This is a genomic window from Herbaspirillum sp. GCM10030257 (genome assembly GCF_042666555.1).
GTDB lineage: Bacteria > Pseudomonadota > Gammaproteobacteria > Burkholderiales > Burkholderiaceae_D > Noviherbaspirillum.
The window spans coordinates 378398-403502 of sequence record NZ_JBHTDH010000002.1 but is presented as its reverse complement, the minus strand read 5'-3'; the positions used below and the strand labels follow the sequence as shown (position 1 = coordinate 403502).

The window sequence follows — 25105 nt, the reverse complement described above, 5'->3', positions numbered from 1 at the left end:
CATTACATTAACGGACTCAATATTAACGATAATGATAACGATTCTCATTCGAAAAGGAAAGCAATGTAGTATCGATTACGCCGATTTGTTTCCTTTCAGTCAAAAACTTGGCTTTTTCTGTGACTAGCGGCGCAGAAAAAGGCGGTAGTAGGGAGAGAACGCGAAAGTAAGCGGCCAAACGAATGTGGCCGCCAGCATTCATGAAGGAATCAGGCAGGCTGCGTCCCCTGCCAGGATGAAGAGGGTTGACCGTGTTTCTACAGCAATCCGGCAGCGTCGAACTCTTCCAGCTTGCGATACAGGCTGGACAGCCCAATGCCAAGTTTTTGCGCCGCGGCCCGACGATCACCGCCAGCCTCGGTAATCGCCTGCGAGATGATTTTGCATTCGAACCGCCTAACCTGCTCGCGCAAGCCCTCTCCGCCCTGCCCGACTACAACGGTGTCAGGCTGAGCAGCGGTTCGGACAATTTGCGGCGGCAGGTCGGCGCGGGTAATGCGCCCGTTTTCAGCAAGAATGAGCGCACGGTCGACGACATTTTCGAGTTCACGGACGTTGCCCGGCCATTCATAGGACGCAAGAATGTTTTCCACGTCGGGATCGAGTACCGGCTCCGGACCATAGTTCAGGCGCCGCGAACTCCGCTGCATGAGAAAACGGACCAGACCCAGAATATCTTGCCGGCGCTCTCGCAGCGGTGGAATATGCAGATGAAAAACCGTGAGCCTGAAATACAAATCCTCACGAAACCTGCCCTCTGCGACCATGCGCTCCAGGTTACGGTTGGTGGCGGCGATGATGCGGACATCGACGCGACGCGTCTGTTCGCTGCCGACGGGACGCACTGTCTTCTCTTCGATGATGTGCAGGAGCTTGACTTGCAGCACCAGCGGCAGCTCGCCGATTTCGTCCAGGAAGATCGTACCCTTATCTGCCTCAAGAAACAGGCCCTTCCGTGCTTTATCGGCCCCCGTGAAAGAACCTTTGACGTGGCCAAACAATTCGCTTTCCATCAGGTTTTCAGGAATGGCGCCACAGTTGACTGGAATGAAGGGCCCGTCCGCACGGTCACTCTGCTGGTGAATTTGCCTGGCGATCACACCTTTGCCTGTACCACTTTCTCCGGTGACCAGCACGGTGCTATCGGTCGGCGCGACTTTCGCAATCAGTCGGTCGAGCCCGCGCATTGAATCCGAGGCAAAGCCGAACACCGCTTCACGCGATTTGAGCACCAGCTTGCGCAAGACTTTGTTTTCACTGCTCAGGCGCTGCAGATCCGCGATCTTGATGACCCTGTGCAGAACCTCATCGTGACGGACAGGCTTGATCATGTAATCGGACGCTCCGGCCTTGATCGCCTCGATCGCCGAATCGACCGACCCATAGGCGGTCATCATGATGAAGTTGGTATCGACTCCTGCTGCACGCGCGCGCCGCACCAACTCTATGCCATCAAAATCCGGCATTTGTATATCGCTGATTGCAACATCGAAATGTCCGGTGGAAAGCTGTTCAAGCGCTTCGCCGGCATTCGCCGCCTGCACCACCGCACATCCTGCTTTAGCCAGTCGTATCGCCAGAATTTGCCTGATTGCCGGCTCATCGTCGACTACCAGGACATTCAGGGACTTCATTAAGTTTTCATTCTGCTGTGTCATGTATTACCAGTTCAGCGTCAAATTTAAGGCGGTGCCCAGATATCAGCGCACAAATGCTGATGCCGGAACAATATCGCAAGCTTACACCGCATGACCCCAATTTCTCGGAATCGGTAATTTCCTCCGGGCAAATTTCCCATAGACGAGAATCATGTCTGTCGTGTCCCTCTCCTATTGATTCAGCAAATAACCGTTGTTCCAATCTCCATGCCGTTCTGCCAGTGTGCGATACAACATAGCCATAGATCAATCAAGTGGCATGAAAATTGCTAAAAGGAAATAAATGATGGCTTGAACAGACGGCACACCACGGAACTTTCCACTGCAAAAAAATAAAAACGACAGCACAGCAGTGGTCAGACTGAAACTATTCATCGTACAGAGAAAGCCTGATGCATAAACTTGTCACATCCAGACTTCTCCTGCTCATGTTTCTGGTAGGAGCGGCTTCCGGCTTTTTCGTCAGCCTTGCTGGATGGTGGGGCCTGAATCAGACCTCCATCAACCTGGCCCTGGTAGAGGCACGACTCCCCGTTGTCTTGACCGAACCGGGTGTAGCGAACGTTCGCGCAGCCCTTCTACAAGCCCTGAAAGAGAACGACTTCGCGCAGCGAGTACTGCTCAGCCTGTCCGGACTCGCCACTATCTTCTTTTGCCTGACCGCGTGGATCACTTACCGGGAATCAGCCGAAAAACGCCGGCAATCGGTCGAACTTGAACATCGCCACGCCCTGTTTCGCACCCTGTTTGAAGGCACTGGTGAAGGCGTCATTCTGATGGCGTCCGATCAGATCAGTGAATGCAATGGAGCCGCCCTCAGACTGTTTGGCATTGCCGATACGAGCCGTATGCAGACAATGGATCTCGCTTCGCTGCAACCCGCCCGGCAACCCGACGGCGATCACTCGAACATGGGGCTGTACGCAAGGATCGATGCGGCCTGGCAGCATGGTCCGCAGACGTTTGAATGGTATTTCCAGTCGATGGATGGCCGCGAATTTCCTGCGGAAACCGGCATCCATGCCGTGTCGGTCGGCGGCAACGCCATTGTTCAGATAACCATCCGGGACATTACGAGACGCAAGCAAGACGAGCGGTCGATGCGACTTGCCAACCAGGCGTTCGAGCATTCGCAGGAAGGCATCGCCATCACGGATGAACATGCCAACATCCTGACTGTCAATCGCGCCTTTACCGCCATTACCGGGTATTCAGCCACGGAAAGCACTGGACGCAATCCCCGTTTCCTCGCGTCCGGACGCCAGCCGCGTGAATTTTATCGGCACATGTGGCAAACCGTGCGTGACTACGGCAAATGGCAAGGCGAAATCTGGAACAAGCGCAAGAACGGCGAAACCTATCCGCAGTTACTCAATATCAGCCGCCTGACGGATGACAATGGCCACGTTATCAATTATGTGGGCGTATTCAGCGATATTTCCGAGACCAAGCTCGCCGAAGAACGGCTGCTGCGTCAGTCGACCCACGATCTTCTGACCGACCTTCCAAATCGTGCTCTCTTTACAAAACGGCTGCAACAAGCTTTGCCGACCCACGAACAACATGACGGCTCATCATTCGGTGTTTTACTACTGGATATTGACCGCTTCAAAATGATCAACGACAGCATTGGTCATGACGCCGGAGATCACTTGCTATTACAGGTGGCGCAGCGCTTGCGACGCGTCTTGCGTGAGTCCGACACACTGGCACGGATGGGCGGCGATGAATATGCCTTGCTTGCGCTTGGCATATCCGATGCCGACCATCTTGCAAGCCTGGCCACCAAACTGCTGCAAGTACTACAGGAGCCGTTTATATTGCATACGCATGAGCTTCACATTGGCGCGAGCATCGGCCTTGCCCTGTATCCGATACACGGCGCTGAGGCTGACATGCTGATCAAGCATGCTGATATCGCGCTCTACCATGCCAAGTCACTGGGAAAGAACCGCTTCGAATTCTATAGCAACGATCTGGACAAGTGGATCATGGAGCGCATGCAACTCGAAAACTGTCTGCACGGCGCGCTGTCCCGCAATGAACTGCTTTTGCATTACCAGCCGCAGAAGCATATTGAAAGCGGCACGATCCATGGCGTCGAAACCCTCGTCCGGTGGCACCATCCCGAACTCGGCATGATCTCGCCCGCAAAATTCATCCCGGTTGCTGAAGAAACCGGGCTAATCGTCCAGCTTGGCAAATGGATCCTGCGCACAGCATGCGCGCAAGCCCGGCAATGGATGCTACAAGGCTTTCCAACACGGGTAGCAGTGAACGTGTCGGCCCACCAATTCCACCACGACAATCTTGTCGATACCGTCACTTCTGTATTAAACGAATTCAAGCTTCCGGCGGCACTTCTGGAAATCGAACTGACCGAGGGAGTCCTCATGGACGATATCGATCATGCGATCACCGTGCTCAACCAGCTCCATGCCATGGGTGTGCAAATTTCCATTGATGATTTTGGAACAGGCTATTCGTCATTGTCCTACCTGAAGCGGTTGTCGATACAGGTTCTGAAAATCGACCAATCGTTTGTGCGTGATATCCCTGACGATCTGGACGACTGCGCTATTGTTTCGACCATTATCTTGCTGGCCCATAACCTCAAGCTCAAAGTCATCGCCGAGGGTGTGGAGACCGAAGAGCAACTGGCTTTCCTGCGTGATCGTGGATGCGATGTAATGCAAGGTTATTACTTCAGCCGCCCCTTGCCTGCAGCACAACTAACAACCATCCTTTGCAACGGCATCGGCTCAGAAGTAGTGGAAGCGGCATAAGGTTGCCCAGCTCGCAGAAAAGCATACAGGAAATAAAAATGATAAAAATGCTTATGGGAGGGGCTTCCAAAGTTTGTTGAATGGGTGCTATAATTTTGTTTTTCGCGGCTGTAGCTCAGCTGGATAGAGTACTTGGCTACGAACCAAGGGGTCGTGGGTTCGATTCCTGCCAGCCGCACCAGTATAACGAGGGGTTAGATCGCAAGATCTAACCCCTTTCTGGTTTACCGGGTTTGTTTACTGTTTGACGATTCAATATGCGCAAACTGTTGCAACTTGTATTGCTTAGCTCACCTTCGAGTTGCGCGTGATCCTCTTTCAACTGCAGCTCCGCATCCTCCTGCTAATCCTCGCATCAATCAAGAGATAAAGTTTCTCGCACTTTTTCGCGCATCTTTGCTGCCAGCGATTCAACTTCAATTGCTTGTGATAAAGTCGTTCCAAGTATTGCCAGATAGAATTCCGCGATGCACCTCTATGCCTCCAAGATGCTGACTTTTAAATTTCCCCCGTGCATGCTCGCGACTCGGGCGAACGTGGTCGTGCCTGTGATTATTTTCACAGCCACAGTCGCGCTAGGTGGTAGCAATGCATATGCTGCTTCGATATTCGTTCATGTTGTCGCTCCGACTGGCGCGGCATTGCCCGGCGCTGCGGTATATGCGGAACCGGTATCGGAACCGGCTTTGCCAAAGACCCCAAAGACCACCGAGATACAGCAAAAGGGGCGTAAATTCCTACCTCCGATGACCGTCGTACAGGTCGGCACGAATATCTCGTTTCCCAACAACGATACAGTTCGCCATCACGTGTATTCGCTTTCGCCCGCCAAGGTGTTCGATCTGAAGCTCTATGCGGGGGAACCGGAAAATCCAATTTACTTTGACAAGCCGGGGACCGTTGTCGTCGGCTGCAATATCCATGACCAGATGGTCGCTTATATCCATGTCGTTTCCACGCCCTACTTTGCCAAGACCGATATATCCGGCAAGGCCAAGCTTGACGGCATTGCCTCAGGCACGTATCGGCTGAAGGCATGGCACGCCAGCCTGCCTCCCTCGGCGCAAATACCGGAACAGCAAATCACGTTGACCGAGAGCGACGTCGCAGCAAATGTCACCTTCAACATGAACGCCAGATAGGAAAGTCTCATGCGCTTGCGCAGTCTTGAAAGCCGCATTGTCATCCTGTTTCTTGTACTCATACTTGCGGTGCAGCTCGCGGGTTTCTTTGCAATACAAACCGGAATTCGCGAAAACGCGCAATTGGCAGTGCGTGACGAGCTTCAAATCGGCGAACGCGTATTCGGGCGGCTGCTTGATCAATATGCGCAACAGCTCACTCAGGGAGCACGGCTGCTAGCTTCAGATTACGGCTTCAAGCAGGCGATCGGCAGCAATGACAGAGAGACCGCTGAATCGGCACTTGCCAATCATGGCGCACGCATCGAGGCGTCGCATGCCTTCTTGATAGGACTGGATCGCAGCATCAAGGCATCCACTGCAATCACGTCGGGGGTCTACCTGGAAAATACCGTCCTTCAATTGGTCGACCAGGCAGAACAAACTGGCAGCGCTGCCGGGATCGGCATCGTAAACAACCGTCTTTACCAAGTCGTCGTCGTTCCAGTGAAAGCTCCAGTCGCCATTGCCTGGGTCGCCATGGCTTTCTCAATTGAGAAACGCATCGCCGCGGATATGCGCGAGCTGTCGTCATTGCAGGTATCAATACTGAGCCGCGGTATGAATGGTCAGTGGACAAGCGATGTCACCACGCTTAGCGACGCTGATGCAACCAGCCTCGCCATACAGTTGCAGAGCATGCCGACCGATACAAAGTTCTTTCCGCAACTGACCGTCGGCGATAACGATGTGAGCGCGCGCGTAGTTCAACTTGCACAGGATTCGGAAAGACCTGTAATTGTGGTCCTGCAGCGTTCCATCAGCGAAGCCATTGCGCCTTATCGCCGGCTGCAGATCGGTCTTCTGGTGCTGACCGCAATCGGCATCGTTGTTGCTGTCATTGGCAGTGTGTTTGTAGCCAAGCGCATCACGGGCCCACTGCGTCAATTGGGAGAGACCGCCAGACGCCTGGGCACCGGCGACTACCGCGGCCAAATCGAGATCCGGCGCGACGATGAAATCGGTGACCTTTCCAGGGCCTTTGCCCGGATGCGTGATGGCATCTCGAACCGTGAAATCGAAATTCGCCGCTTGGCTTACTGGGACACATTGACCGACCTGCCCAACCGCGCCCAGTTTGTCGATCTGCTCAATGAATCGATCGCCACGGCTAAGAAGGAGTGTGCCTCCTGTCAAGTGCTGATGATGGACCTCGATCGTTTCAAGCATGTCAACGATGTCATGGGCCACAGCTTTGGCGATGCATTGTTGCGCCAGGTGGCCGAACGTCTGCAAGCGCAATTGACCAATCCCACGCACCGGCTTGCGCGACTTGGGGGCGATGAGTTCGCCCTGCTACTACCAAGTACGAACGGCGAAGAGGCACGTCGCATTGCCCGTCGTATCCTGACTTCACTCGAAATCCCGATCTCGCTGGCAGACCAAGACGTGGACCTCGGCGCGGGTATCGGCATCGCAGCTTTTCCCCGACATGGAAGCGATGCGGCGACGCTGCTACGGTGCGCAGAAGTTGCGATGTATGCGGCCAAAAGCAGTGGCAATGAAGCGGTGGTCTACGATCCTGCCATCGACAAGACAAATCAGGAAAGCTTGTCATTGCTGAGCGAACTTCGACGCGCCGCGGAAGACAATCAGTTCCGCCTGTACGTGCAGCCCAAGGTCTTGCTGACCAGCGGCCAGGTCATCGGCATGGAAGCACTGGTGCGCTGGGTACATCCCGGGCGTGGCATGATCTTTCCTGATCACTTCATTCCCTTCGCCGAGAAAACCGGTTTCATTCGTGTTCTGACGCGATGGGTGCTCGAGCAATCGGCCGCCTTATGCGCGCAGCTTGCGAACAGAGGACAGCAACTGCGGATGTCAGTCAACCTGTCCACACGCGATCTGCTGGATCAGGAATTGCCGGCAAAATTTGGCGCGATACTTGCCCTCCATCGGCTGCCTCCATCAGCGTTCTGCCTCGAGATTACGGAGAGCGCGATCATGGACGACCCGGCACGAGCCCAACAAACGCTTGAAGGATTGCATGCGATGGGGGTCGACTTATCAATCGACGATTTTGGCACCGGTTATTCCTCACTTGCCTACCTGAAGCGGCTGCCGGTTCAGGAACTGAAAATCGACAAATCATTTGTGCTGAAGATGGAGAGCGATGCCGAAGATGCAAAAATCGTTCGTTCAACTATCGATCTCGGTCATAACATGGGCTTGATGGTCGTTGCTGAAGGAATTGAAACAGTAGCGGCATGGGACTTGCTTGCCAGGATGGGTTGCGATCAGGGTCAGGGCTATCTCATTAGCAAGCCCATGCCTGCGGAGCAGTTTGCGAGTTGGCTGGACCAATGGACGCCACCTGTGCTCGCACCCGCCGGCGTGGACAAGCACGTCGGTTAAATCGATACCAAGGGAAAGAAAAATCGACATGTTGCATACGGAATGGCTGCCGATTGTCATGCAGGGATCGTTCAGCGAAATTTACGTTGTCGATTGCGCTACGCTGCGCTTCGTCCAGGTAAATCACGCCGCTCGCGAAAACATGCAATACACGCAGGATGAATTTACGCAGAAGACGCCACTCGACATCGCACAGGACTCATCGCGCGCGCTTCTGCAAAATACGCTACAACCATTACGCGACGGTCGCACAAGCCGCGCAGCTATCGATATGGTACATGTTCGCAAGGACGGTACGTGCTATCCAATCGAATTCCGATTCTTCTATTGCAATACGGACGCCGCGCCGGTAATCATTGCTATCGGCAACGACACAAGCGCCCGTCATGAATCGGCGATGGCGCTGCATACAAGCGAGGCGCGCTTACGAGCGATCGTATCAAATACGCCCGGGCTCGTTTATCAGTTTCTGCAAAAACCTGACGGGAGCGTGTCGTTCCCCTATCTGAGCGAAGGCTGCCGAGCACTGCTCGGCATTGACGCCGAGCCCTTGTGTGCCGAGCCATCGCTATTTCTTCATCTGATCCTGCTCGAAGATCGGCCTTCCTATCTTGCGTCGATGTCGGCGTCCGCCGCCGAAATGAAAGCGTGGAACTGGGAAGGAAGGATCTGGATTGAGAAATGGAAAGACGTGAAATGGATCAATCTGCGATGCACGCCGCGGGCGCTGCCATGCGGCAGTGTGCAGTGGGAAGGTATTATGACCAATATCACGCAGAGCAAGCTGGAAGAGAAGGAAATCAAGTCTTCGCGCGCGCAGTTGGCAGAACTTGCGGCGCATGTCGAGACCGTCAAGGAAAATGAGCGGATGCGGATCTCGCGCGAACTGCATGACGACCTTGGCGGCAATCTCACAGCCATTAAAATGGCGCTGCGCCTGCTGACGCGTCGCCTGCCTCATGAGGAAGCCGCGCTCCTAGAAAAAGCAAACTATGTCGAGGCGCTTGTCGACCGCACCATCGAGGCGGTACACCGTATTTCGGCCGACTTACGGCCGGGCATTCTGGATTTCGGTCTCGTTGCGGCGATCGACTGGCAGGCGAAGGAATTCGAAAAACAGTTCGGCATTCCCTGCGAGTTTTCGTCAAACAAAAAAGACATTGCGCTGCACCCTGACCAGTCGACAGCCCTCTTTCGCATTTTTCAGGAAGCACTGACGAATGTCGGCAAGCACGCCAATGCCACCCGTGTCGCCGTCAAGCTCGTGCGCACCAACCGCAGTGTGACGCTGGAGGTCACGGACAATGGTCGCGGAATTACCACAACAGACCGCATCAAGCCCAAATCTTTCGGCATTCGCGGCATGATAGAGCGGGCCAGCGCGCTAGGCGGGCATTTGACTGTCACCCGTGCAGCTTGCGGCGGCAGTATTGTGGTGCTAAAAATTCCACTGTTGGCCACGTAGCAAATGATAACTCTTTAAGTTTTAGGTATTTTATGACTGCAGCAGGAACCATCCGCATTCTCATTGCCGACGACCACGCCATTGTGCGCGAGGGGCTCAAGCAAATTCTTGCCGATACGAAGGATATTGTCGTCGCAGGTGACGCGGAAAACGGTTCTGATGCAATCAAGCTGGTTCGAGGTGGCGCATGCGATGTGCTGTTGCTTGATATTTCCATGCCCGATCGCAGTGGCATCGAAGTCCTCAAGCAAATAAAAAAGGAATTTCCGAAAGTTGCGGTATTGATGCTCTCAATGCATCGCGAGGACCAATATGCGATTCGCTCCCTCAAGGCAGGGGCCGCCGGTTATCTCAACAAGCAAAGTGCGCCCGACCAGCTCGTCGATGCCATCCGTCAGGTGGCAACTGGAAAAAAATACATTAGCCCGGCGCTGGCGCAGGAACTTGCCAACCAGATCGGCGATGACAGGAATGTACTTCCGCATGAAGTGCTATCTGATCGCGAATATCAGACACTGATCATGATCGCCTCGGGCAAGACCGTCAGCGACATCGCGGCCGAGCTTTCGCTGTCGGTAAAGACAATCAGCATGTACCGCACGCGGCTCTTACAAAAAATGAAACTGAGACATAACGCGGAACTCACGCATTACGCCATCAAGAACAATCTGGTCGAATAGGCTCCACCGGCTCTTCATCATTTACCCTGCCATCGCCGGATCAACAGTAGCCCTCTTCCCTCATTTCTACCACGGATTCCTGGCCCCGGTCGAGCATATAACGACTATTGGAAGGGATGTTTATCGCCGATTGCCTAAAGAAGGCTGAATTTCAGCCGCTAATTGAGTTATGAGCGGAGCAATATCAGCGATAACATTTCACGACATTGGGTAACACCATCCGAGAGCACGCAGTCACTACCATGCAAGACGCCTTTAAAAGAACAGAATCGCAAAGCCCCGCCGAAATCGCACGGGAAGCCTTGCGCCGTCTGGCCGTGCAGCGGATTGCGCCAACCCCGGATGCTTACCGTGATATGTACGATGAAATTGCTGGCACCCAGAACGAGTCGTCGCCGGAAAAAGTCCTTGCCGAATTTGCAGCTCGCCTGAAAAAGGCGCCACGGGAAATTGCCCTGCTTTCGGACCAATTTACCCGTGCACTGGAAACGCGCAACTGGCAGGAATACGGCAAGCAACTCACCCAACTCACGGACAGACATCTGATACAGCACCATGCGGGCAAACCGGATGCGCCGACAATCGGCATAGAAACCATTGCGGCTGACACTGCGACCCGCACTGCGTCGGTGAACGCCTCCATGTCGCTCGTCGACGACTTGCCGCTCCTCCCATCGAAACCGGCTGTCCTCCCGCTGGTCGATCCACTGCCGGTGCCATTGAACCAGCTGACCGACATCCTGCCAGCCGAAGCACCGTCACCAACCAGCGGCTCCGTGCACACGCGCCTGATGCGAGAGATGCTGATTCGCACCTGGACGCTAGCGGTGACTTCCCTGCTGCATGGCGCGCCCGACCTCGCCAAGGAATCCGAAGCGCTTGCGGAGGAAGTCAGACTATCGCGCAACGAAAAAGATCTGACCGAACTCAATGCGCGGCTCAAGCAGCTTTGCTTCCGCATCGAACTGAAGAGCGGCGACCTTGCTGAAGAACATGAGTTGCTGCTCCGACTATTCAGGCTCCTCTTTGAAAATGTCGGAGAACTGCTGGAAGACGACAGCTGGTTGAGCGGGCAGATTGCGCGCGTTCAGGCGCTGCTCGATGGACCCGTCAACCATGCCACCCTGCTCGATGCGACCCGCAACCTGAAAGACGTTATCTATAAACAGGGCATGCTCAAGCACAGCTTGAAGGAAGCAAAGAGCACGCTCAAGAATATGATGCTCACCTTCATCGACCGCATCGGCGCGGTTGCGACAAGCACGGGCAACTTCCATGAGAAAATCGGCAACTATTCACAGCAAATCGGCAAGGCGAAAGACATCCTTGATCTGAACAAGATCCTCGATCAGATCATGCAGGACACCCGAGAAGCGCAAACCGAAGCACTGCGTTCGCGCGACGAAATGGAGCTTGCCCGCCACGAAGTCCAGGCAGCGGATGCACGCATTCATGAGTTGGAAGCCAAGCTGGAAGAAATGAGTGAGTTGGCGCGTGAAGATCAATTGACCGGTAGTCTTAACCGGCGCGGACTGGATGATGTGCTGGAGCGAGAGATGGCGCGCTCCAATCGCAAGAAGTCTCCGCTTTGCGTCGCCCTGCTCGATCTCGACGACTTCAAGCGGCTGAATGACACGCACGGACATAGCGCGGGCGACGGTGCGTTGATTCATCTCGTGCAAGTTGTGAAGAAGACCCTACGCACAATGGACGTAATTGCACGATTCGGCGGCGAAGAGTTTTTGATCGTATTGCCGGATACGCCGCTGGAAGATGCGATGCAAACGGTCACCCGCGTGCAACGCGAACTGACCAAGCAGATCTTCATGCACAACAATGAGCGGCTATTGATTACATTCAGCGCCGGGGTGGCATTGCACAGCAAAGGCGAGAATCAGGATTCAATCATCGGGCGGGCCGACGAAGCGTTGTACCAGGCGAAGCGGGCTGGAAAAAATCGCGTGATTGCTGCAAAACCGGCAATGCAAGAAAACTCATAAACTCATCGAGATGAAAATCCACACCGGCATCGTCATGAGAAAAACAGTCCATGTTCCTGGCGTTGGGCACTAAGCCTCGGGCACGCTGAAACCCATATGCCATTCAATACCTTGATTCAGCGTACATACCATGGCTTCAATCAAACTCAGTCGTAACGATCCCTGCTCTTGCGGCAGCGGAAAAAAATACAAAAACTGCTGCCTGAGCGACTCGCTGCGCTCTTCCGGAGGCACTGGCGGCATATCGCCTCGATCGGCCGTCGACAAAGCGATGTCACTCCATCGCGCCGGCCAGACTCACGAAGCAGAAGAAATGTATAAGGACATTCTGGCGGCAAACCCGAACCATGCGGATGCGCTGCATCTGCTCGGCGTCATCGCACATCAGAAAGGCGACCATGTCTATGCAACTGAACTGATCGCCAAGGCAATCGACTTGGCCCCGTCTGCTGCAATGCATGCCAATTTGGGCATGGTGTTCAGCGCACGCCGTCAGCGAGACGCTGCCATCACCTGCTTCAGGAATGCCCTTACAATCGACCCGAAGCATGTCAGTGCGCTCAACAACCTTGGCGTCGCCCTGAAAGACCAGGGGAAACAGGCTGAGGCAATCGAGTGCTTTCTTCAAGTCCTTTCGCTTCATCCGGCACACACCGAGGCCTACTGCAATCTCGGCATTTCAGCTTATGAACAAGGCCACTTGAGCGAAGCGGTGAAATGCTATGAAACTGCACTTTCCTACGATCCAGGCAATGCGGCCGCGCACTACAACCTTGCGAATGCATTAAGGGATCAGGGTAAGCTCGAGGCAGCGATTCAGTCCTATCAAGCCGCCCTCGTCGCCGACCCTCGAAACGCCATGGCATACAATAATCTTGGCAATCTCGCCAGAGGCCAGGGACATGTCGAATTGGCCATCGAACTGTATTCCCAGGCGCTGGCTATCGATCCGACCGCCAGCCGCGTCCATTACAATTTCGGCGCAGCTCTATATGTGCAGGGACATTTGCTGGATGCTGTCCGGTGTTACGAAAAGGCGCTGTCTTTCAATGATGAAGATGCGGACACGCATTACAACCTAGGTAATGCGCTGCTGGATTTGGCCAGATACGACGATGCGCGGCAAAGTTTTCAGAAATCAGTCGCCATTAATCCAAAAAATACGGACGGATATAACAACCTGGGCAATCTGGTACGTGACCAGGGGGAGCCGGAGCTGGCGGTCGATTTGTTGCGAAAATCCTTAACCATTGATCCGCGGCGAAACGACATCCACAGCAATCTGTTATTCACCATGCTCAGCGCGCCGAGCTGCAGTGCCGATCAAACATTCGCCGAACACCTGCGCTTTGCCGAACAATTCGAGGCTCCGCTCAAGCCGTTCTGGCAAGCGCATCATAACGCGCCCGATCCGCACAAGAGGCTCAGGATCGGCTACGTGTCCGGCGACTTCCGCAACCATGCGGTGGCCAACTATTTCGAGCCTACTCTGGCCCGCCACGACAAGTCGCAGGTCGAGGTGTTCTGCTATTACAACCATCACCAGCAAGACGACATCACCCATCGTCTTGCCGCCCTTAGCGATCACTGGATTGTCTGCAAGGAGATGTCGGACGATGCCCTTGCCCAGCGCATCCGCGATGATGGCATTGACATTCTGGTCGACCTGTCGGGACATACCGCATATAACCGTCTGCTGACCTTCGCCCGCAAGCCGGCACCGATACAGCTGACCTGGATAGGTTATCCCTACACCACCGGCCTGGCCGCCATGGATTACCGCCTGACCGATGCCGGCATGGATCCGCCTGGCCTGACCGAGTGCCACAACACCGAAACGCTCTTGCGCCTGCCGGCGACCTCGCAGTTCCAGCCGGCCGCCATGCGTCCGCCAGTCAATGCACTGCCGGCTTTGTCGCAAGGAACATTTACCTTCGCCTCTCTCAATAACCTCGGCAAGATCACCGAGCCGGCGATTGCACTGTGGTCACGGATCCTGTCGGCATTGCCGCATGCGCGCCTGGTGCTGGGCAATATCAATGACGAACCGACGCGCCAAAAAATGGCCGACTCCTTCGGCCGCCATGGCATCCACGCCGACCGGCTCGTCATGCATCCAAAGATGGCGATGCCTGAGTATCTGGCCTTGCATCACCAGATCGATCTGGCGCTCGATCCATTCCCGTACAACGGCGGCACCACCAGTCTGCATGCCTTGTCGATGGGAGTGCCGGTGCTTACGCTGGCAGGCAGCTCTCCGGTCACTCGCAGTGGCGCCTCGATCATGGGCAATGCCGGCCTGCCTGAATTCGTCACTGCCAGCGAAGAAGAATATCTGCAGCGCGCCATTGAAATCGCACAGGATCTGCCCCGGCTTGACCAGATCCGGCAGTCGCTGCCGGCACGTCTGATGTCGCCCGGACATCCCGGACAGCGTTTTACCCAGGATCTTGAAACAGCCTATCGTCAGATCTGGACCAAGTGGTGCAATACACCGACGAGCATTGCTGCTTAAGATTTATTCCATGTCTACAAAACAAGTTCATCCAAACAATCCGGCGGCGAAGAAGTCGCACTCCAGTCAGCGCCTGATTGCAGGAATGTCATTGCACGACGCCATGGAAACAGCAATGTCGCACCATAGAGAGGGTCGGCTTAACCAGGCCGAAGAACTCTACCGACAGATAGTCTGCATTCAGCCATCACATGCTGACGCACTGCATCTGCTTGGCGCTATCGCACATCAGCACGGCGACTACCAACGTGCGATTGATCTGATTGAAAAGGCGATTGCCATCAAGCCGACTGCTCCAATGTATAACAACCTTGCCCTTGCCATTAAAGGATCGGGCCATTTGGAAAAGGCGGTTGAATATCTTCAGCAATCGCTTTCGCTCGATCCAAACCAGCCGGACGCTTATAACAACCTGGGCGTTGCGCTAAAAGCCCAAGGCAAGATGGCGAAAGCCATGGAATGCTATCTGCAAGCATTAATGCTTGACGCAGACCACTCAGGCGCCTACTGCAACCTGGGAACTGCGGCGTATGAGCAAGGCCACTTGCTGGAGGCGGCAGAGTGCCTGGAGCGAGCCATCGCTCTCAATCCCAATGATGAGGCGGCTCACTACAATCTGGGAAATGTACGCCGAGATCAAAACAAAATCGATGATGCAATACAGTGCTATCAGAAATCCCTCGCGCTTAATCCAATGCATGCGGTGGGATATAACAACCTGGGCAATCTGATACGCGACCAAGGCTATTCCGAGTCAGCAATCGAACTCTATGTACAAGCCTTAACCATTGACCCGCGGCGAAACGACATCCACAGCAATCTGTTGTTCACCCTGCTCAGCACGCCGAGCTGCAGTGCCGATCAAACATTCGCCGAACACCTGCGCTTTGCCGAACAATTCGAGGCTCCGCTCAAGCCGTTCTGGCAAGCGCATCATAACGCGCCCGATCCGCACAAGAGGCTCAGGATCGGCTACGTGTCCGGCGACTTCCGCAACCATGCGGTGGCCAACTATTTCGAGCCTACTCTGGCCCGCCACGACAAGTCGCAGGTCGAGGTGTTCTGCTATTACAACCATCACCAGCAAGACGACATCACCCATCGTCTTGCCGCCCTTAGCGATCACTGGATTGTCTGCAAGGAGATGTCGGACGATGCCCTTGCCCAGCGCATCCGCGATGATGGCATTGACATTCTGGTCGACCTGTCGGGACATACCGCATATAACCGTCTGCTGACCTTCGCCCGCAAGCCGGCACCGATACAGCTGACCTGGATAGGTTATCCCTACACCACCGGCCTGGCCGCCATGGATTACCGCCTGACCGATGCCGGCATGGATCCGCCTGGCCTGACCGAGTGCCACAACACCGAAACGCTCTTGCGCCTGCCGGCGACCTCGCAGTTCCAGCCGGCCGCCATGCGTCCGCCAGTCAATGCACTGCCGGCTTTGTCGCAAGGAACATTTACCTTCGCCTGTTTGAATCATTTATCCAAGATCACCGAGCCGGCGATTGCACTGTGGTCACGGATCCTGTCGGCATTGCCGCATGCGCGCCTGGTGCTGGGCAATATCAATGACGAACCGACGCGCCAAAAAATGGCCGACTCCTTCGGCCGCCATGGCATCCACGCCGACCGGCTCGTCATGCATCCAAAGATGGCGATGCCTGAGTATCTGGCCTTGCATCACCAGATCGATCTGGCGCTCGATCCATTCCCGTACAACGGCGGCACCACCAGTCTGCATGCCTTGTCGATGGGAGTGCCGGTGCTCACGCTGGCAGGCAGCTCTCCGGTCACTCGCAGTGGCGCCTCGATCATGGGCAATGCCGGCCTGCATGAATTCGTCACTTCCAGCGAAGAAGAATATCTGCAGCGCGCCATTGAAATCGCACAAGATCTGTCCCGGCTTGACCAGATCCGGCAGTCGCTGCCGGCACGTCTGATGTCGCCCGGACATCCCGGACAGCGTTTTACCCAGGATCTTGAAACAGCCTATCGCCAGATCTGGACCAAGTGGTGCGATACGCGGTAATCCGGTCTCATGAAGACCAGGATCGTAAATTAGCTACAGTTGCTCGGGCTCCTGTGCAAGCTTATTTCGCCGCCGTTTACAAGCGCATGCTGGACGCCCCGAATTTGATGAACAGCGCCTTGCCGCAGACAAACGAGCGCTCGATCTCATTCGCACGATCCGACAAGAGCGCATTTCCTACACGATAAGGTCCATCGCCGTGCGCCCATAGATAGTCATCCAGGATCAACCAGCCGTCCGGCACCATCAGTTGCAGCCACAATTCGCAATCCTGCTTCACTTGCGAATAATCGTGATTCCCATCGATATGAATTACCGAGATTTTCCCTTGATAATTCACCTTTCCAAATATCGGACTGCTCACCTCAGGGCAATTCCGGAAAGCTTCAAAGGCATTTACCGATTCGAGACGTAGATAGTTCAAGATGCCCAAGCCGACCGGCAGGAGATTGATAGTGAAATTTTGCGGGAAGGTTTCATAATTCCACTCATTGACCACGTCTACCCGAACCGCTTCCGGCGAATCGTGCTGCGTTGCCGGCCCCGCTAACCATGGATCGATCGCAAGAACATGACCGATCCTGCAGCGCCGCGCCAGCAGCGCAAGCACCGCAGCGGACTTCCCCGCCAGCGACCCGATTTCGATCACATCGCCTTCCGGGGCGGTGGAAAAGATAGCCATCATGGCTGCAATTTTTTGATCGTTGGATTCGCCGTAAATGCTGTTTGCCAGTTTGAAGATGGAAGCGATTTCCAGTACGGTCAACTCATTGCGTCCATCAGCGCAGGCATCGATAAACTTTTTATACCGTCCAGCCTTCTCCATCGATCGATGGAAGCGACTCATTTCCCGCTTAACGGGCGAATCACCGATTAAGCGAATCGGAAAATCGCTCGTCCGAATGAATTTGTCCAGCCAGGAATACACCACAGCTACAGGCGCATAAATGCTGGAAACGCGGTATTTTTTCAGCAACTCGAGAAACTGGAGCTGAAAGTCGGGATCGTGCACATGCGGCAATCGCATCAAGTGCCCCAACTCTTCCTCCAGTTCCGCATCCGGCACCGACGAAGCAGCAATGATGTTTTCGCCCCGTTCTCTCGCGGCTTCGATAAAGTCGCGTCCCGCTGGATGCGTTGCGGGGAAAACTAGTATGGCGCTTTCATGCGCACCAACTTCAGTCATTTCTGTCGGTTGCATTTTCATTATTTTCTGAAATATTGATATCGCAAAAACGATCGTTAAACTGAAGGCAGAGCCAACGCAGAGTCAATGCGTCGGCATTGACTAGCCAGGCCGCCGCATTCAGTCAGCCGCTCCCAGATCGCGCTGCGCCGCAGCACGCACCACCTCGTCGAGCCATTGATGCATACTTTTACCGGTCTTCGCGCGGGCTTCGTAAGCCAGTTTCTTGGCTTCCGGTGTGACGCCTTCGAGCTGACCGTAGTAACGGGTTCTATGGGTTCCGCCCCGTGCGCCAGGTATGGGGAAGTCGAAGTCGGCATAAGGTTCGCCTTCACCGACCTCAAAATCGATAAGATAAAAGACGCCCCCAATGATCCATTGAACTGACGTCTTGCGTGCTTCAACGGGAAGTTTGTCGAGTGGCAGCGGATAAGAAAATTCCGGATTCGAATTCATCAGAACCCGTCCAAATTCTGTGTCACGCAACCAGGGCGGCATGCATTCATCGCCGACCACTACTTTGCCGCCGGGCTTTGTCACCCGTGCCATCTCCGCGAAAGCGCGCTTGATGTCGGCGAAGCCGTTAATTCCGCCGAAAGAAAAACAGGCGTCAAAACTGTTATCCCGGAATGGCAAATAATAACCGTTGGCAAGTGATGCCTCGGCATTTGCGCCAATGTTTTGCATGCGCTGGACGTTATGTGCCAGAAACGAAGGCGAAATATCTTGTATGTAAAGCCGTCCTTCCGGTCCCAGCCTTTGGGCAATAATTTCGGAGTCACGCCCGGTCCCGGCCGCAATCTCGAGTACGACCGAATCGGAACGCAGGTTAAGCTTATCGACCATATTGCTGCGCACCTGTTGCTCATCTTCGCCATAAGTGCTGAAAGTCAGCGGAAGGTATTGGTCGTACACACCGGCGCGTTGTTCGGACTGTTGCAGCGACTTCTTATCAACATCCGGAAGCTCGAACGGATAGATAAAGTCGGGTACGCCGTTGCGGATCTCGAAGCGGTTACCTGCAGGACTTACCAGCCCGCCCTCGATCACTGCTCCGTCGGAGGATACTTTCGCATCAACCAGCACTAGTTCCTCTCGAGTAGCAGGGTCAACATAAAACTTTTCTTCGCGAGCATGCATCGTGTTTACCTCATCCGGGATAGATAAAATTTGTTTTTTATTGTATATGGGAACATGGCTTCGAGTATCCTTTTAAGAACGCCGAACCGCCTCCTGCGTAGCGAATCGCCCCCCGCGCATTTTGCCGCAGTTCACCAACTACAAATTAGCATGGCCCCGACATGAAAAAGATCGTTATCTTCGGACTTGGCATGATGAGCGAAGTCGTCTATCGGCACATTCTGCGAGACGCCGCCTATGATGTTGTCGCATTCACCTTGGACCGCAAGTGGCTTGAGACAGGCGAATCGGATCTTGCAAAATCGGCAAACCTTCCTGTCGTCGCTTTTGAGGATATCGAACAACTCTATCCCCCTGACCGCTATGCGCTGTTCATCGCGATGGGCTACCACGACTTAAATCGGGTGCGCGCCGAAAAATGCGAGGAAGCGAAAGCGAAAGGATACGAACTGGTAAGTTACGTCAGCACACGGGCCAACTGCGGTCCGTGGCTCGATATGGGTGAAAATTGCCTCATTCTCGATGGTGCGGGAGTTCAGCCTGGAGCCCAGATAGGAGACAACGTCTGGCTGTGGAATAACAGCCTGGTCGGGCACCATGCATCGATCGGCAATCATTGCTGGGTCGCAGCCGGTACGACGATCGGGGGCAAGGCACAGATTGCGGACTATTGTTTCTTCGGTCTTAACGCCACTGTAGGCGGTGACATCAGCATTGGAGCGGATTCTTTTGTCGGGGCTGGCACATTGATCACCAAAGGTGCTGCGGCAAACAGCGTATTTGTGCAACGGGACACAGACCTTTATCGTCTCGACAGCAAATCCTTTTTGCGTATTACCAAACTTGCGACGTTGGGCTCTCGGGAAGGTTGAAGATGACTCCTGTTTTTTCGTGGAAGCGTTTAGGAAAACTTTTCGATCCCCAGTTATTGCATCCGCATCCATGGATGATGGAATTTGCCCAATGCCCTACTCCGCTCCTGCTTGATGAACATACTGTTCGCGTATTCTTTGCAACGCGCCCCCAGCGTGATAGTAAAGGACTATATGTTTCCCGCCCGGGATACGTCGACCTCTCCAGATACAACCTGCAAGATATCAAGGCTGTTTCACCCCAGCCGCTTCTTGAACTCGGACAAACGGGTGCTTTCGATGAATTCGGAATCATGCCAAGTTCGGTTGTTCGCGACGGCAATGATCTCTACATGTATTACACCGGGTGGACCCGCATGGAATCCGTACCGTATACCACCGCGATCGGCGTCGCCGTCAGTCATGATCATGGCAAAACCTTCAGCCGCATCGCACCTGGTCCGGTTCTGGGACTAAGTCTCGACGAGCCATATATGGTCAACAGCCCCATCGTGAAGATCATCAATGACTGCTGGCATATGTGGTATGTAAGCGGAAAGCGCTGGATTGAAACGGAGGCTGGACCGGAGATCGTCTTTCAGCACGCTCACGCGACCTCGTCCGACGGACTGCATTGGAAACAACGGAGAACATCCATTGTTCCCGCACTGTCGGACGATGAATGCCAGGATCTGCTGTGCCCTATACAGATTGACGGCCAGTGGCACGCTTTCTTTGCCTATCGAAATGCAACGGGATTCAGAACCCGGCATGAGCGGGCATATCGATTGGCTTACGCCAGATCAGATGATCTTCAAAACTGGACACGCTACGAAATCCCGTCCCTGCTTGAGCGCTCTGATGAGGGGTGGGACTCGCAAATGATTTGCTCGACGCAATTTCTGGAGATGGATGGACGGCGCTGGCTATTCTATTGCGGAAATGAATTCGGCCGTGCCGGCTTTGGCGCGGCCGAATTATTGGTTACGCCAACCACTGCTGCAGCGTAGCTTTATTGTTCCACATGAGCCAATCGATAATCGACAGATCAGGAACGAAGTCGAAGCCTCCTGTCGAATACTGGCGCGGCCGATGCTCGTGGAAGCTGAGCTGCATCCCGTTTCGGCGATAAAACTCTGGGTTGAACAGCGCCCTGCCGCCGGATGGATTGCGATACTCTGAAGCTCCGATTGCTTTAGACACATGAAACGCCCACTCGCCCGCATCGCACCCGGCCGGAAAATCGATATTCAGTTCCGAACAGACAAGAATTGGCGTGCGAATTTCCAGGTAATCGCAGAACCTTCGGAGTAACGCCGTATTCAGCGATGAAACAGTCTTGAAATCATCTTCCAGCGCATCCTGAAGCAGTTCCGATATCGTCCGATAGTGAGGCGCCTCGGCACTATAGACGCGTAGGCGCCCCAGCAATTTGCCACGCCAATCCTGTCCATTGTCGAGCAAGGCTGCATGAATCGGCGTATCAAGGCCGGTGTGCTGTACTGGAACGGAAATATAGGCAACCCCTTTTTCCCGATTCAGAATACGGTTGCGAGTCATCCATGACTTGCGTACGAATTGGGCGATATCGAAAACGATCCATTGATCACATGCTGCAATCAGTCGGAAATGCTCGAAATAGGGTAAGAAATAAGGCTGCATCACGCCTGCTATCACATGTCCCCCTGCTGTCGAATTCATTGATTGGAAGGCTTACGCTTCGAGCACCGCAAGCCCGAATCCATGACGCCCGAACTCGTTCCCGTTGTAAAGCAAATAGATATTATCGCCGCACCGGAAAGCATGCGGATAGCACAGCATGTCGGAGTCCCAGTCACCGGGAGTGGTATCCATCTTCAGCATGGAATCGTCACGGGTCCAGACGCACAAATCAGCAGACCAGGCATGACCTATCCGGTACGCGCGGTTGCGGTTGCGCCGGAAATCCGAAGCGTGCCGATAGCAAAAGAACATGTGGTAACCATCATGAAGATGGATAACTGTAGGCATTGCCTGGCATTCATCAGGTCCCAAGACATTGCTTACGATCTGTTTGCCTTCTTCTTTTTCCCAGCTTATGCCATCTCGCGAGGTCGCATGACCGATCTTGTAGACGCGGTCCGGCTCAACGTTGGTAGTCGGGGCATTCCACCCAAGACCGAAGACATACCACATGTGAAAGACGCCGTTGAACACCTGGACGAAGGGGTCCACCACGATGCATGGCTCTCGCAACGATGGTGCCAGAACGGGACCGTCACCCATTCGCTCAAAGGTATGACCTGAATTTCGGCTGACCGCCAATCCGATCGCCCCGTCCGCCGGGACCGACACCCGTCGATTGACGCCAGATGTGTAACCGTAGATCAGGTCGCCGTACCTGACGACATTCATGGGAAAAATCCCATGTTCGTCAAACGTGCCTTTTTTGCCTAGTGCAATCACAGTATGCGAGGAAATTCCCTGCAGTTCCTTGAAGTCGTGACTATAGTCAGCAAAAGCGACGTGACTCAGGTACTTGCCGGATGCGGCATCCAGCTCTCGCGTTGAAAAATAAACACGGACTCTGTCTTCCAGAACGAGCGCCTGCGGGGCTTGTGAGAAATGCTGACATCCGAGCGGAAGCGTATGCTTCGAGGTATCGAACACTTTGCCCAATTTACGCCATCGCATCAGTAATCACCTCGATTCACGCACAAAGACTTCATCAGATTACCAATCCACCATCGACCGGAATCGTCGCACCAGTAATCATGTCGTTCGTCAGAGCGAATAATATCGCTTGCGCTATCTGTTCCGGCTTTCCCAGCTTTCGCAAAGGAGTTTCACGCCTCAATGTGTCGAGCACATTGGCCGGCACGGCATCTCGTGTGGATGGCGTATCGACAAACCCGGGAGCGACCGACACGAAGCGCAACCCCAACGGACCCAGTTCCTTCGCCCATACGCTGGTCATTGCCTCGACCCCGGCTTTGGCTGCGGCGTAGGCGCACTGCCCCATGTTTCCACGCGCACTGACCGAACTCATGTTCACAACGACACCGCGCACACGACTGCGAACCATCCGATCCGCAAAAGCGCGGGTTACCAAAAAAACCGATGTGAGATTGGTGTCAATGACGGACTGCCACAACTCAAGCGGGTGCCGTCCATCTTCCCGAGATGCAATATTGATCAGTGGCGCGCTACGGAGAATGCCCGCGTTATTGACCACACCTTGAGGTACACCGTGACGCTCGCAAACCAGCGCAACCGTCGCGTCAACCTGTTCCGCCGAGGTGACATCGACAGAATGCCAGGGGCAGTTCAATTGGGAGGCGGCCTGCCGAACCGCAGCCTCGTCCATATCCAAAAGGATAGGCACCGCATCGGCCGCCACCAGTGCTTCGGCGGTAGCGAAACCGATGCCCTTTGCGCCACCGGTCACGACAATACGCGCACCAGCAAGGTTCAATTCGCGTCTCCGTATGCGACCAGTACCCTGTCGAGACCCTCGAGCGTCGTGATCTGGACAAATTCGTCCTGCGACAGAGTACAGCCCAGATGTTCTTCAACCAGGACGATCAATTCCATATGGGACAGCGAGTCCCACTGCTTCATGGTCTTCATCGAGGCATCATTGGAAATTTGCGCCATATCGAGGCGCAGGGCATCAGCGAGCAAACGCTTGGCTTTTTGCATATCAGGCTTCTTCGGAAAGTCGTTGTCGATCAATTTTTCCGTTCGCGTTCTTGGGAAGTTTTTCGCGAACGTGAATTCTATTGGGAATCATATATTCAGGCAGTTTGCTTCTCAAGCAATCGCCTATTCCATCAGGCTCAAGCGTTTCGTCGGCAGTTGACACAAAGGCAATCAAGTGGCCGAACTGGGTACGAATCCGCTTATATATAACCGCGCATTGTTCCACGCCGGGTACCGAACCGAGCGCGGCTTCGATCTCTTCAAGCTCGATCCGGTATCCCATATGCTTGATCTGGTTGTCCTTGCGCCCGACAAAATGGATCAGACCGTTCGATGTATCCACGCGCATGAGGTCTCCGGTGCGATACATCATTTCCCGATGTGTCCGGCACAAGGGATTGGGGACGAACGCCGCCACAGTTCTCTCCGGATCGTTGAAGTAGCCCAGGCCTACGTTGGGTCCGATCAGACAAAGTTCTCCGGTTTCACCCGGGCTCACCGGTTCGTCACCATCCAGTAGCAGTCCTCGAAAATTCGGAGCGAGGTTTCCGATAGGCGGCAAACCTGCCGATGCCTCCAAGTGTGCCGGCGTTATATCATGTGCCGAGCAAATACAGGTACATTCGGTGGGTCCGTATACATTAACCAGCCGGGCGCGATCACCGAATGATGCGTGCAGTTTGCGCAACTCGGGGACCGGATAGCCTTCACCCCCAAAAACTATGTTGCGCAACAGGGGCAATACCTCCGACGATAATGCGCGGGTAGTTAACAGATAAATCAGCAGCGACGGCACGGAAAACCATATCGTGCAGCCGGAGCGCGCGACATGATCGACCAGGGCATGCGGGTCCCGTAATAACGAAGGTGGTACCGGCGCCAAGGAAGCCCCGTTCAACAGCGACGCGTAAAAGTCGAATACCGAATTATCGAAATACATCGGATTGACGTTGGTGAATACATCATCTTCGCGCACGCTGAACTCATCTCGCGCCCACGCTGCAAAGTTGAGGACTTGCGCATGGCTGATCGCCACTCCCTTTGGCGTACCCGTAGAACCAGAGGTAAACATCAAGTACGCGATGTCAGTACCGATTACCTCTTCATGCGTAGGCAGGGGTACGTCCGTGCTGGGTCGAGCCAAGACTTGATCGACCATTAACAGTGAAATGTTTGCGGCTGTACACGTATCAACAGCCGCCGGGCGAACTGATCCATCAGCCAAGATGATATGGGGCAAGCATTTTTCCAGGACAAGGCGCATCCGTGTCGGCGGATTATCTTCGTCTAGATTCACATAAGCAGCGCCTATACGAAGGCATGCCAACATTGCGATGTAACCTTCGACGGCCTTCCGGTGAAACAGCCCGATCACATCCCCGCGTGAAACCCCCATCTCCATCAGATGTGCGGCCAGTTTCTCTGCGCACCGATGCAAATGGCCATATTCGACGGCTGTGCCATCCGGGAATACCAAGGCCGGACGGTCCGGCCACTGCTTTGCGTACGCGGCAAAAACGGAATAAATGGATGTCTTGTATGCTGTTCTCATGGCAATCACAAGCAAGG

Annotated in this window: 18 protein-coding genes and 1 tRNA gene; 11 read left to right on the top strand and 8 right to left on the bottom strand. The window is 54.4% G+C overall.

What is annotated here, in order from left to right; genetic code table 11:
• Nucleotides 1–257: 257 nt before the first annotated feature.
• Nucleotides 258–1634: a sigma-54-dependent transcriptional regulator gene (locus tag ACFQUU_RS04385; protein ID WP_382243190.1), complete on the bottom strand. Its 1377-nt coding sequence runs from the start codon at nucleotides 1632–1634 to the stop codon at nucleotides 258–260.
• Between the two features lie 416 nt (nucleotides 1635–2050).
• On the opposite strand from ACFQUU_RS04385, the gene ACFQUU_RS04380 reads away from it, so the two are divergent.
• The 9 genes from ACFQUU_RS04380 to ACFQUU_RS04340 all read left to right on the top strand — a co-directional run bounded on the left by ACFQUU_RS04380 (nucleotide 2051) and on the right by ACFQUU_RS04340 (nucleotide 16678).
• Nucleotides 2051–4444 (top strand): putative bifunctional diguanylate cyclase/phosphodiesterase, encoded by a 2394-nt coding sequence (locus ACFQUU_RS04380; protein WP_382243187.1) that lies wholly within the window; start codon nucleotides 2051–2053, stop codon nucleotides 4442–4444.
• A 104-nt stretch (nucleotides 4445–4548) separates the two neighbouring features.
• Nucleotides 4549–4625: transfer RNA gene (locus tag ACFQUU_RS04375), tRNA-Arg, on the top strand.
• A gap of 367 nt (nucleotides 4626–4992) precedes the next feature.
• Nucleotides 4993–5586 (top strand): methylamine utilization protein, encoded by a 594-nt coding sequence (locus ACFQUU_RS04370; RefSeq protein WP_382243184.1) that lies wholly within the window; start codon nucleotides 4993–4995, stop codon nucleotides 5584–5586.
• A 9-nt stretch (nucleotides 5587–5595) separates the two neighbouring features.
• On the top strand, nucleotides 5596–7980 hold the full coding sequence (locus tag ACFQUU_RS04365) for a putative bifunctional diguanylate cyclase/phosphodiesterase (protein ID WP_382243181.1): 2385 nt from the start codon (nucleotides 5596–5598) through the stop codon (nucleotides 7978–7980).
• A gap of 28 nt (nucleotides 7981–8008) precedes the next feature.
• A complete protein-coding gene (locus ACFQUU_RS04360) occupies nucleotides 8009–9445 on the top strand; it encodes a histidine kinase (RefSeq protein ID WP_382243178.1) in 1437 nt (478 codons plus the stop codon).
• A gap of 32 nt (nucleotides 9446–9477) precedes the next feature.
• Nucleotides 9478–10125, top strand: coding sequence for a response regulator (locus ACFQUU_RS04355; protein WP_382243387.1), 648 nt, complete (start codon nucleotides 9478–9480; stop codon nucleotides 10123–10125).
• A gap of 242 nt (nucleotides 10126–10367) precedes the next feature.
• Complete coding sequence (locus tag ACFQUU_RS04350; RefSeq protein WP_382243175.1) at nucleotides 10368–12125, top strand: GGDEF domain-containing protein; 1758 nt, start codon at nucleotides 10368–10370, stop codon at nucleotides 12123–12125.
• A 130-nt stretch (nucleotides 12126–12255) separates the two neighbouring features.
• Nucleotides 12256–14640 (top strand): tetratricopeptide repeat protein, encoded by a 2385-nt coding sequence (locus tag ACFQUU_RS04345; protein WP_382243172.1) that lies wholly within the window; start codon nucleotides 12256–12258, stop codon nucleotides 14638–14640.
• A gap of 10 nt (nucleotides 14641–14650) precedes the next feature.
• Nucleotides 14651–16678 (top strand): tetratricopeptide repeat protein, encoded by a 2028-nt coding sequence (locus ACFQUU_RS04340; protein WP_382243169.1) that lies wholly within the window; start codon nucleotides 14651–14653, stop codon nucleotides 16676–16678.
• 76 nt (nucleotides 16679–16754) lie between these two features.
• On the opposite strand, the gene ACFQUU_RS04335 is transcribed toward ACFQUU_RS04340, so the two are convergent.
• Together ACFQUU_RS04335 and ACFQUU_RS04330 are read right to left on the bottom strand one after the other, a co-directional pair.
• Nucleotides 16755–17879: a class I SAM-dependent methyltransferase gene (locus tag ACFQUU_RS04335; RefSeq protein WP_382243166.1), complete on the bottom strand. Its 1125-nt coding sequence runs from the start codon at nucleotides 17877–17879 to the stop codon at nucleotides 16755–16757.
• Nucleotides 17880–17984: 105 nt separating this feature from the next.
• Nucleotides 17985–19004, bottom strand: coding sequence for a class I SAM-dependent methyltransferase (locus ACFQUU_RS04330; protein ID WP_382243163.1), 1020 nt, complete (start codon nucleotides 19002–19004; stop codon nucleotides 17985–17987).
• Between the two features lie 161 nt (nucleotides 19005–19165).
• Here ACFQUU_RS04330 and ACFQUU_RS04325 point away from each other — a divergent pair, with 161 nt between their 5' ends.
• The gene (locus ACFQUU_RS04325) at nucleotides 19166–19876 is read left to right on the top strand and encodes a DapH/DapD/GlmU-related protein (RefSeq protein WP_382243160.1); all 711 of its coding nucleotides are present in this window, start codon (nucleotides 19166–19168) and stop codon (nucleotides 19874–19876) included.
• Between the two features lie 2 nt (nucleotides 19877–19878).
• Nucleotides 19879–20865: a hypothetical protein gene (locus ACFQUU_RS04320; protein WP_382243157.1), complete on the top strand. Its 987-nt coding sequence runs from the start codon at nucleotides 19879–19881 to the stop codon at nucleotides 20863–20865.
• On the opposite strand, the gene ACFQUU_RS04315 is transcribed toward ACFQUU_RS04320, so the two are convergent.
• The 5 genes from ACFQUU_RS04315 to ACFQUU_RS04295 are packed head-to-tail and all read right to left on the bottom strand — an operon-like array spanning nucleotide 20840 to nucleotide 25088.
• Complete coding sequence (locus ACFQUU_RS04315) at nucleotides 20840–21517, bottom strand: WbqC family protein (RefSeq protein ID WP_382243384.1); 678 nt, start codon at nucleotides 21515–21517, stop codon at nucleotides 20840–20842. The two genes, ACFQUU_RS04320 and ACFQUU_RS04315, sit on opposite strands and share 26 nt — an antisense overlap.
• A gap of 51 nt (nucleotides 21518–21568) precedes the next feature.
• Nucleotides 21569–22528, bottom strand: a complete 960-nt coding sequence (locus ACFQUU_RS04310) for a hypothetical protein (RefSeq protein ID WP_382243154.1) — start codon at nucleotides 22526–22528, stop codon at nucleotides 21569–21571.
• 34 nt (nucleotides 22529–22562) lie between these two features.
• Nucleotides 22563–23309 (bottom strand): SDR family oxidoreductase, encoded by a 747-nt coding sequence (locus tag ACFQUU_RS04305; RefSeq protein ID WP_382243151.1) that lies wholly within the window; start codon nucleotides 23307–23309, stop codon nucleotides 22563–22565.
• Nucleotides 23306–23536 (bottom strand): acyl carrier protein, encoded by a 231-nt coding sequence (locus ACFQUU_RS04300; protein ID WP_382243148.1) that lies wholly within the window; start codon nucleotides 23534–23536, stop codon nucleotides 23306–23308. Before ACFQUU_RS04300 ends, ACFQUU_RS04305 begins: the two co-directional genes overlap by 4 nt.
• A 1-nt stretch (nucleotide 23537) precedes the next feature.
• Nucleotides 23538–25088, bottom strand: coding sequence for an amino acid adenylation domain-containing protein (locus tag ACFQUU_RS04295; RefSeq protein ID WP_382243145.1), 1551 nt, complete (start codon nucleotides 25086–25088; stop codon nucleotides 23538–23540).
• Nucleotides 25089–25105 lie beyond the last annotated feature (17 nt).

What these genes read in the sequence shown, in the direction of transcription:
- ACFQUU_RS04365 (WP_382243181.1), top strand. Translation starts at nt 5,596, where the DNA reads ATGCGCTTGCGCAGTCTTGAAAGCCGCATTGTCATCCTGTTTCTTGTA.
- ACFQUU_RS04325 (WP_382243160.1), top strand. Translation starts at nt 19,166, where the DNA reads ATGAAAAAGATCGTTATCTTCGGACTTGGCATGATGAGCGAAGTCGTC.
- ACFQUU_RS04330 (WP_382243163.1), bottom strand. Translation starts at nt 19,004, where the DNA reads ATGCATGCTCGCGAAGAAAAGTTTTATGTTGACCCTGCTACTCGAGAG.
- ACFQUU_RS04385 (WP_382243190.1), bottom strand. Translation starts at nt 1,634, where the DNA reads ATGAAGTCCCTGAATGTCCTGGTAGTCGACGATGAGCCGGCAATCAGG.
- ACFQUU_RS04345 (WP_382243172.1), top strand. Translation starts at nt 12,256, where the DNA reads ATGGCTTCAATCAAACTCAGTCGTAACGATCCCTGCTCTTGCGGCAGC.
- ACFQUU_RS04295 (WP_382243145.1), bottom strand. Translation starts at nt 25,088, where the DNA reads ATGAGAACAGCATACAAGACATCCATTTATTCCGTTTTTGCCGCGTAC.
- ACFQUU_RS04380 (WP_382243187.1), top strand. Translation starts at nt 2,051, where the DNA reads ATGCATAAACTTGTCACATCCAGACTTCTCCTGCTCATGTTTCTGGTA.
- ACFQUU_RS04360 (WP_382243178.1), top strand. Translation starts at nt 8,009, where the DNA reads ATGTTGCATACGGAATGGCTGCCGATTGTCATGCAGGGATCGTTCAGC.
- ACFQUU_RS04300 (WP_382243148.1), bottom strand. Translation starts at nt 23,536, where the DNA reads ATGCAAAAAGCCAAGCGTTTGCTCGCTGATGCCCTGCGCCTCGATATG.
- ACFQUU_RS04335 (WP_382243166.1), bottom strand. Translation starts at nt 17,879, where the DNA reads ATGCAACCGACAGAAATGACTGAAGTTGGTGCGCATGAAAGCGCCATA.
- ACFQUU_RS04320 (WP_382243157.1), top strand. Translation starts at nt 19,879, where the DNA reads ATGACTCCTGTTTTTTCGTGGAAGCGTTTAGGAAAACTTTTCGATCCC.
- ACFQUU_RS04315 (WP_382243384.1), bottom strand. Translation starts at nt 21,517, where the DNA reads ATGCAGCCTTATTTCTTACCCTATTTCGAGCATTTCCGACTGATTGCA.
- ACFQUU_RS04310 (WP_382243154.1), bottom strand. Translation starts at nt 22,528, where the DNA reads ATGCGATGGCGTAAATTGGGCAAAGTGTTCGATACCTCGAAGCATACG.
- ACFQUU_RS04350 (WP_382243175.1), top strand. Translation starts at nt 10,368, where the DNA reads ATGCAAGACGCCTTTAAAAGAACAGAATCGCAAAGCCCCGCCGAAATC.
- ACFQUU_RS04340 (WP_382243169.1), top strand. Translation starts at nt 14,651, where the DNA reads ATGTCTACAAAACAAGTTCATCCAAACAATCCGGCGGCGAAGAAGTCG.
- ACFQUU_RS04355 (WP_382243387.1), top strand. Translation starts at nt 9,478, where the DNA reads ATGACTGCAGCAGGAACCATCCGCATTCTCATTGCCGACGACCACGCC.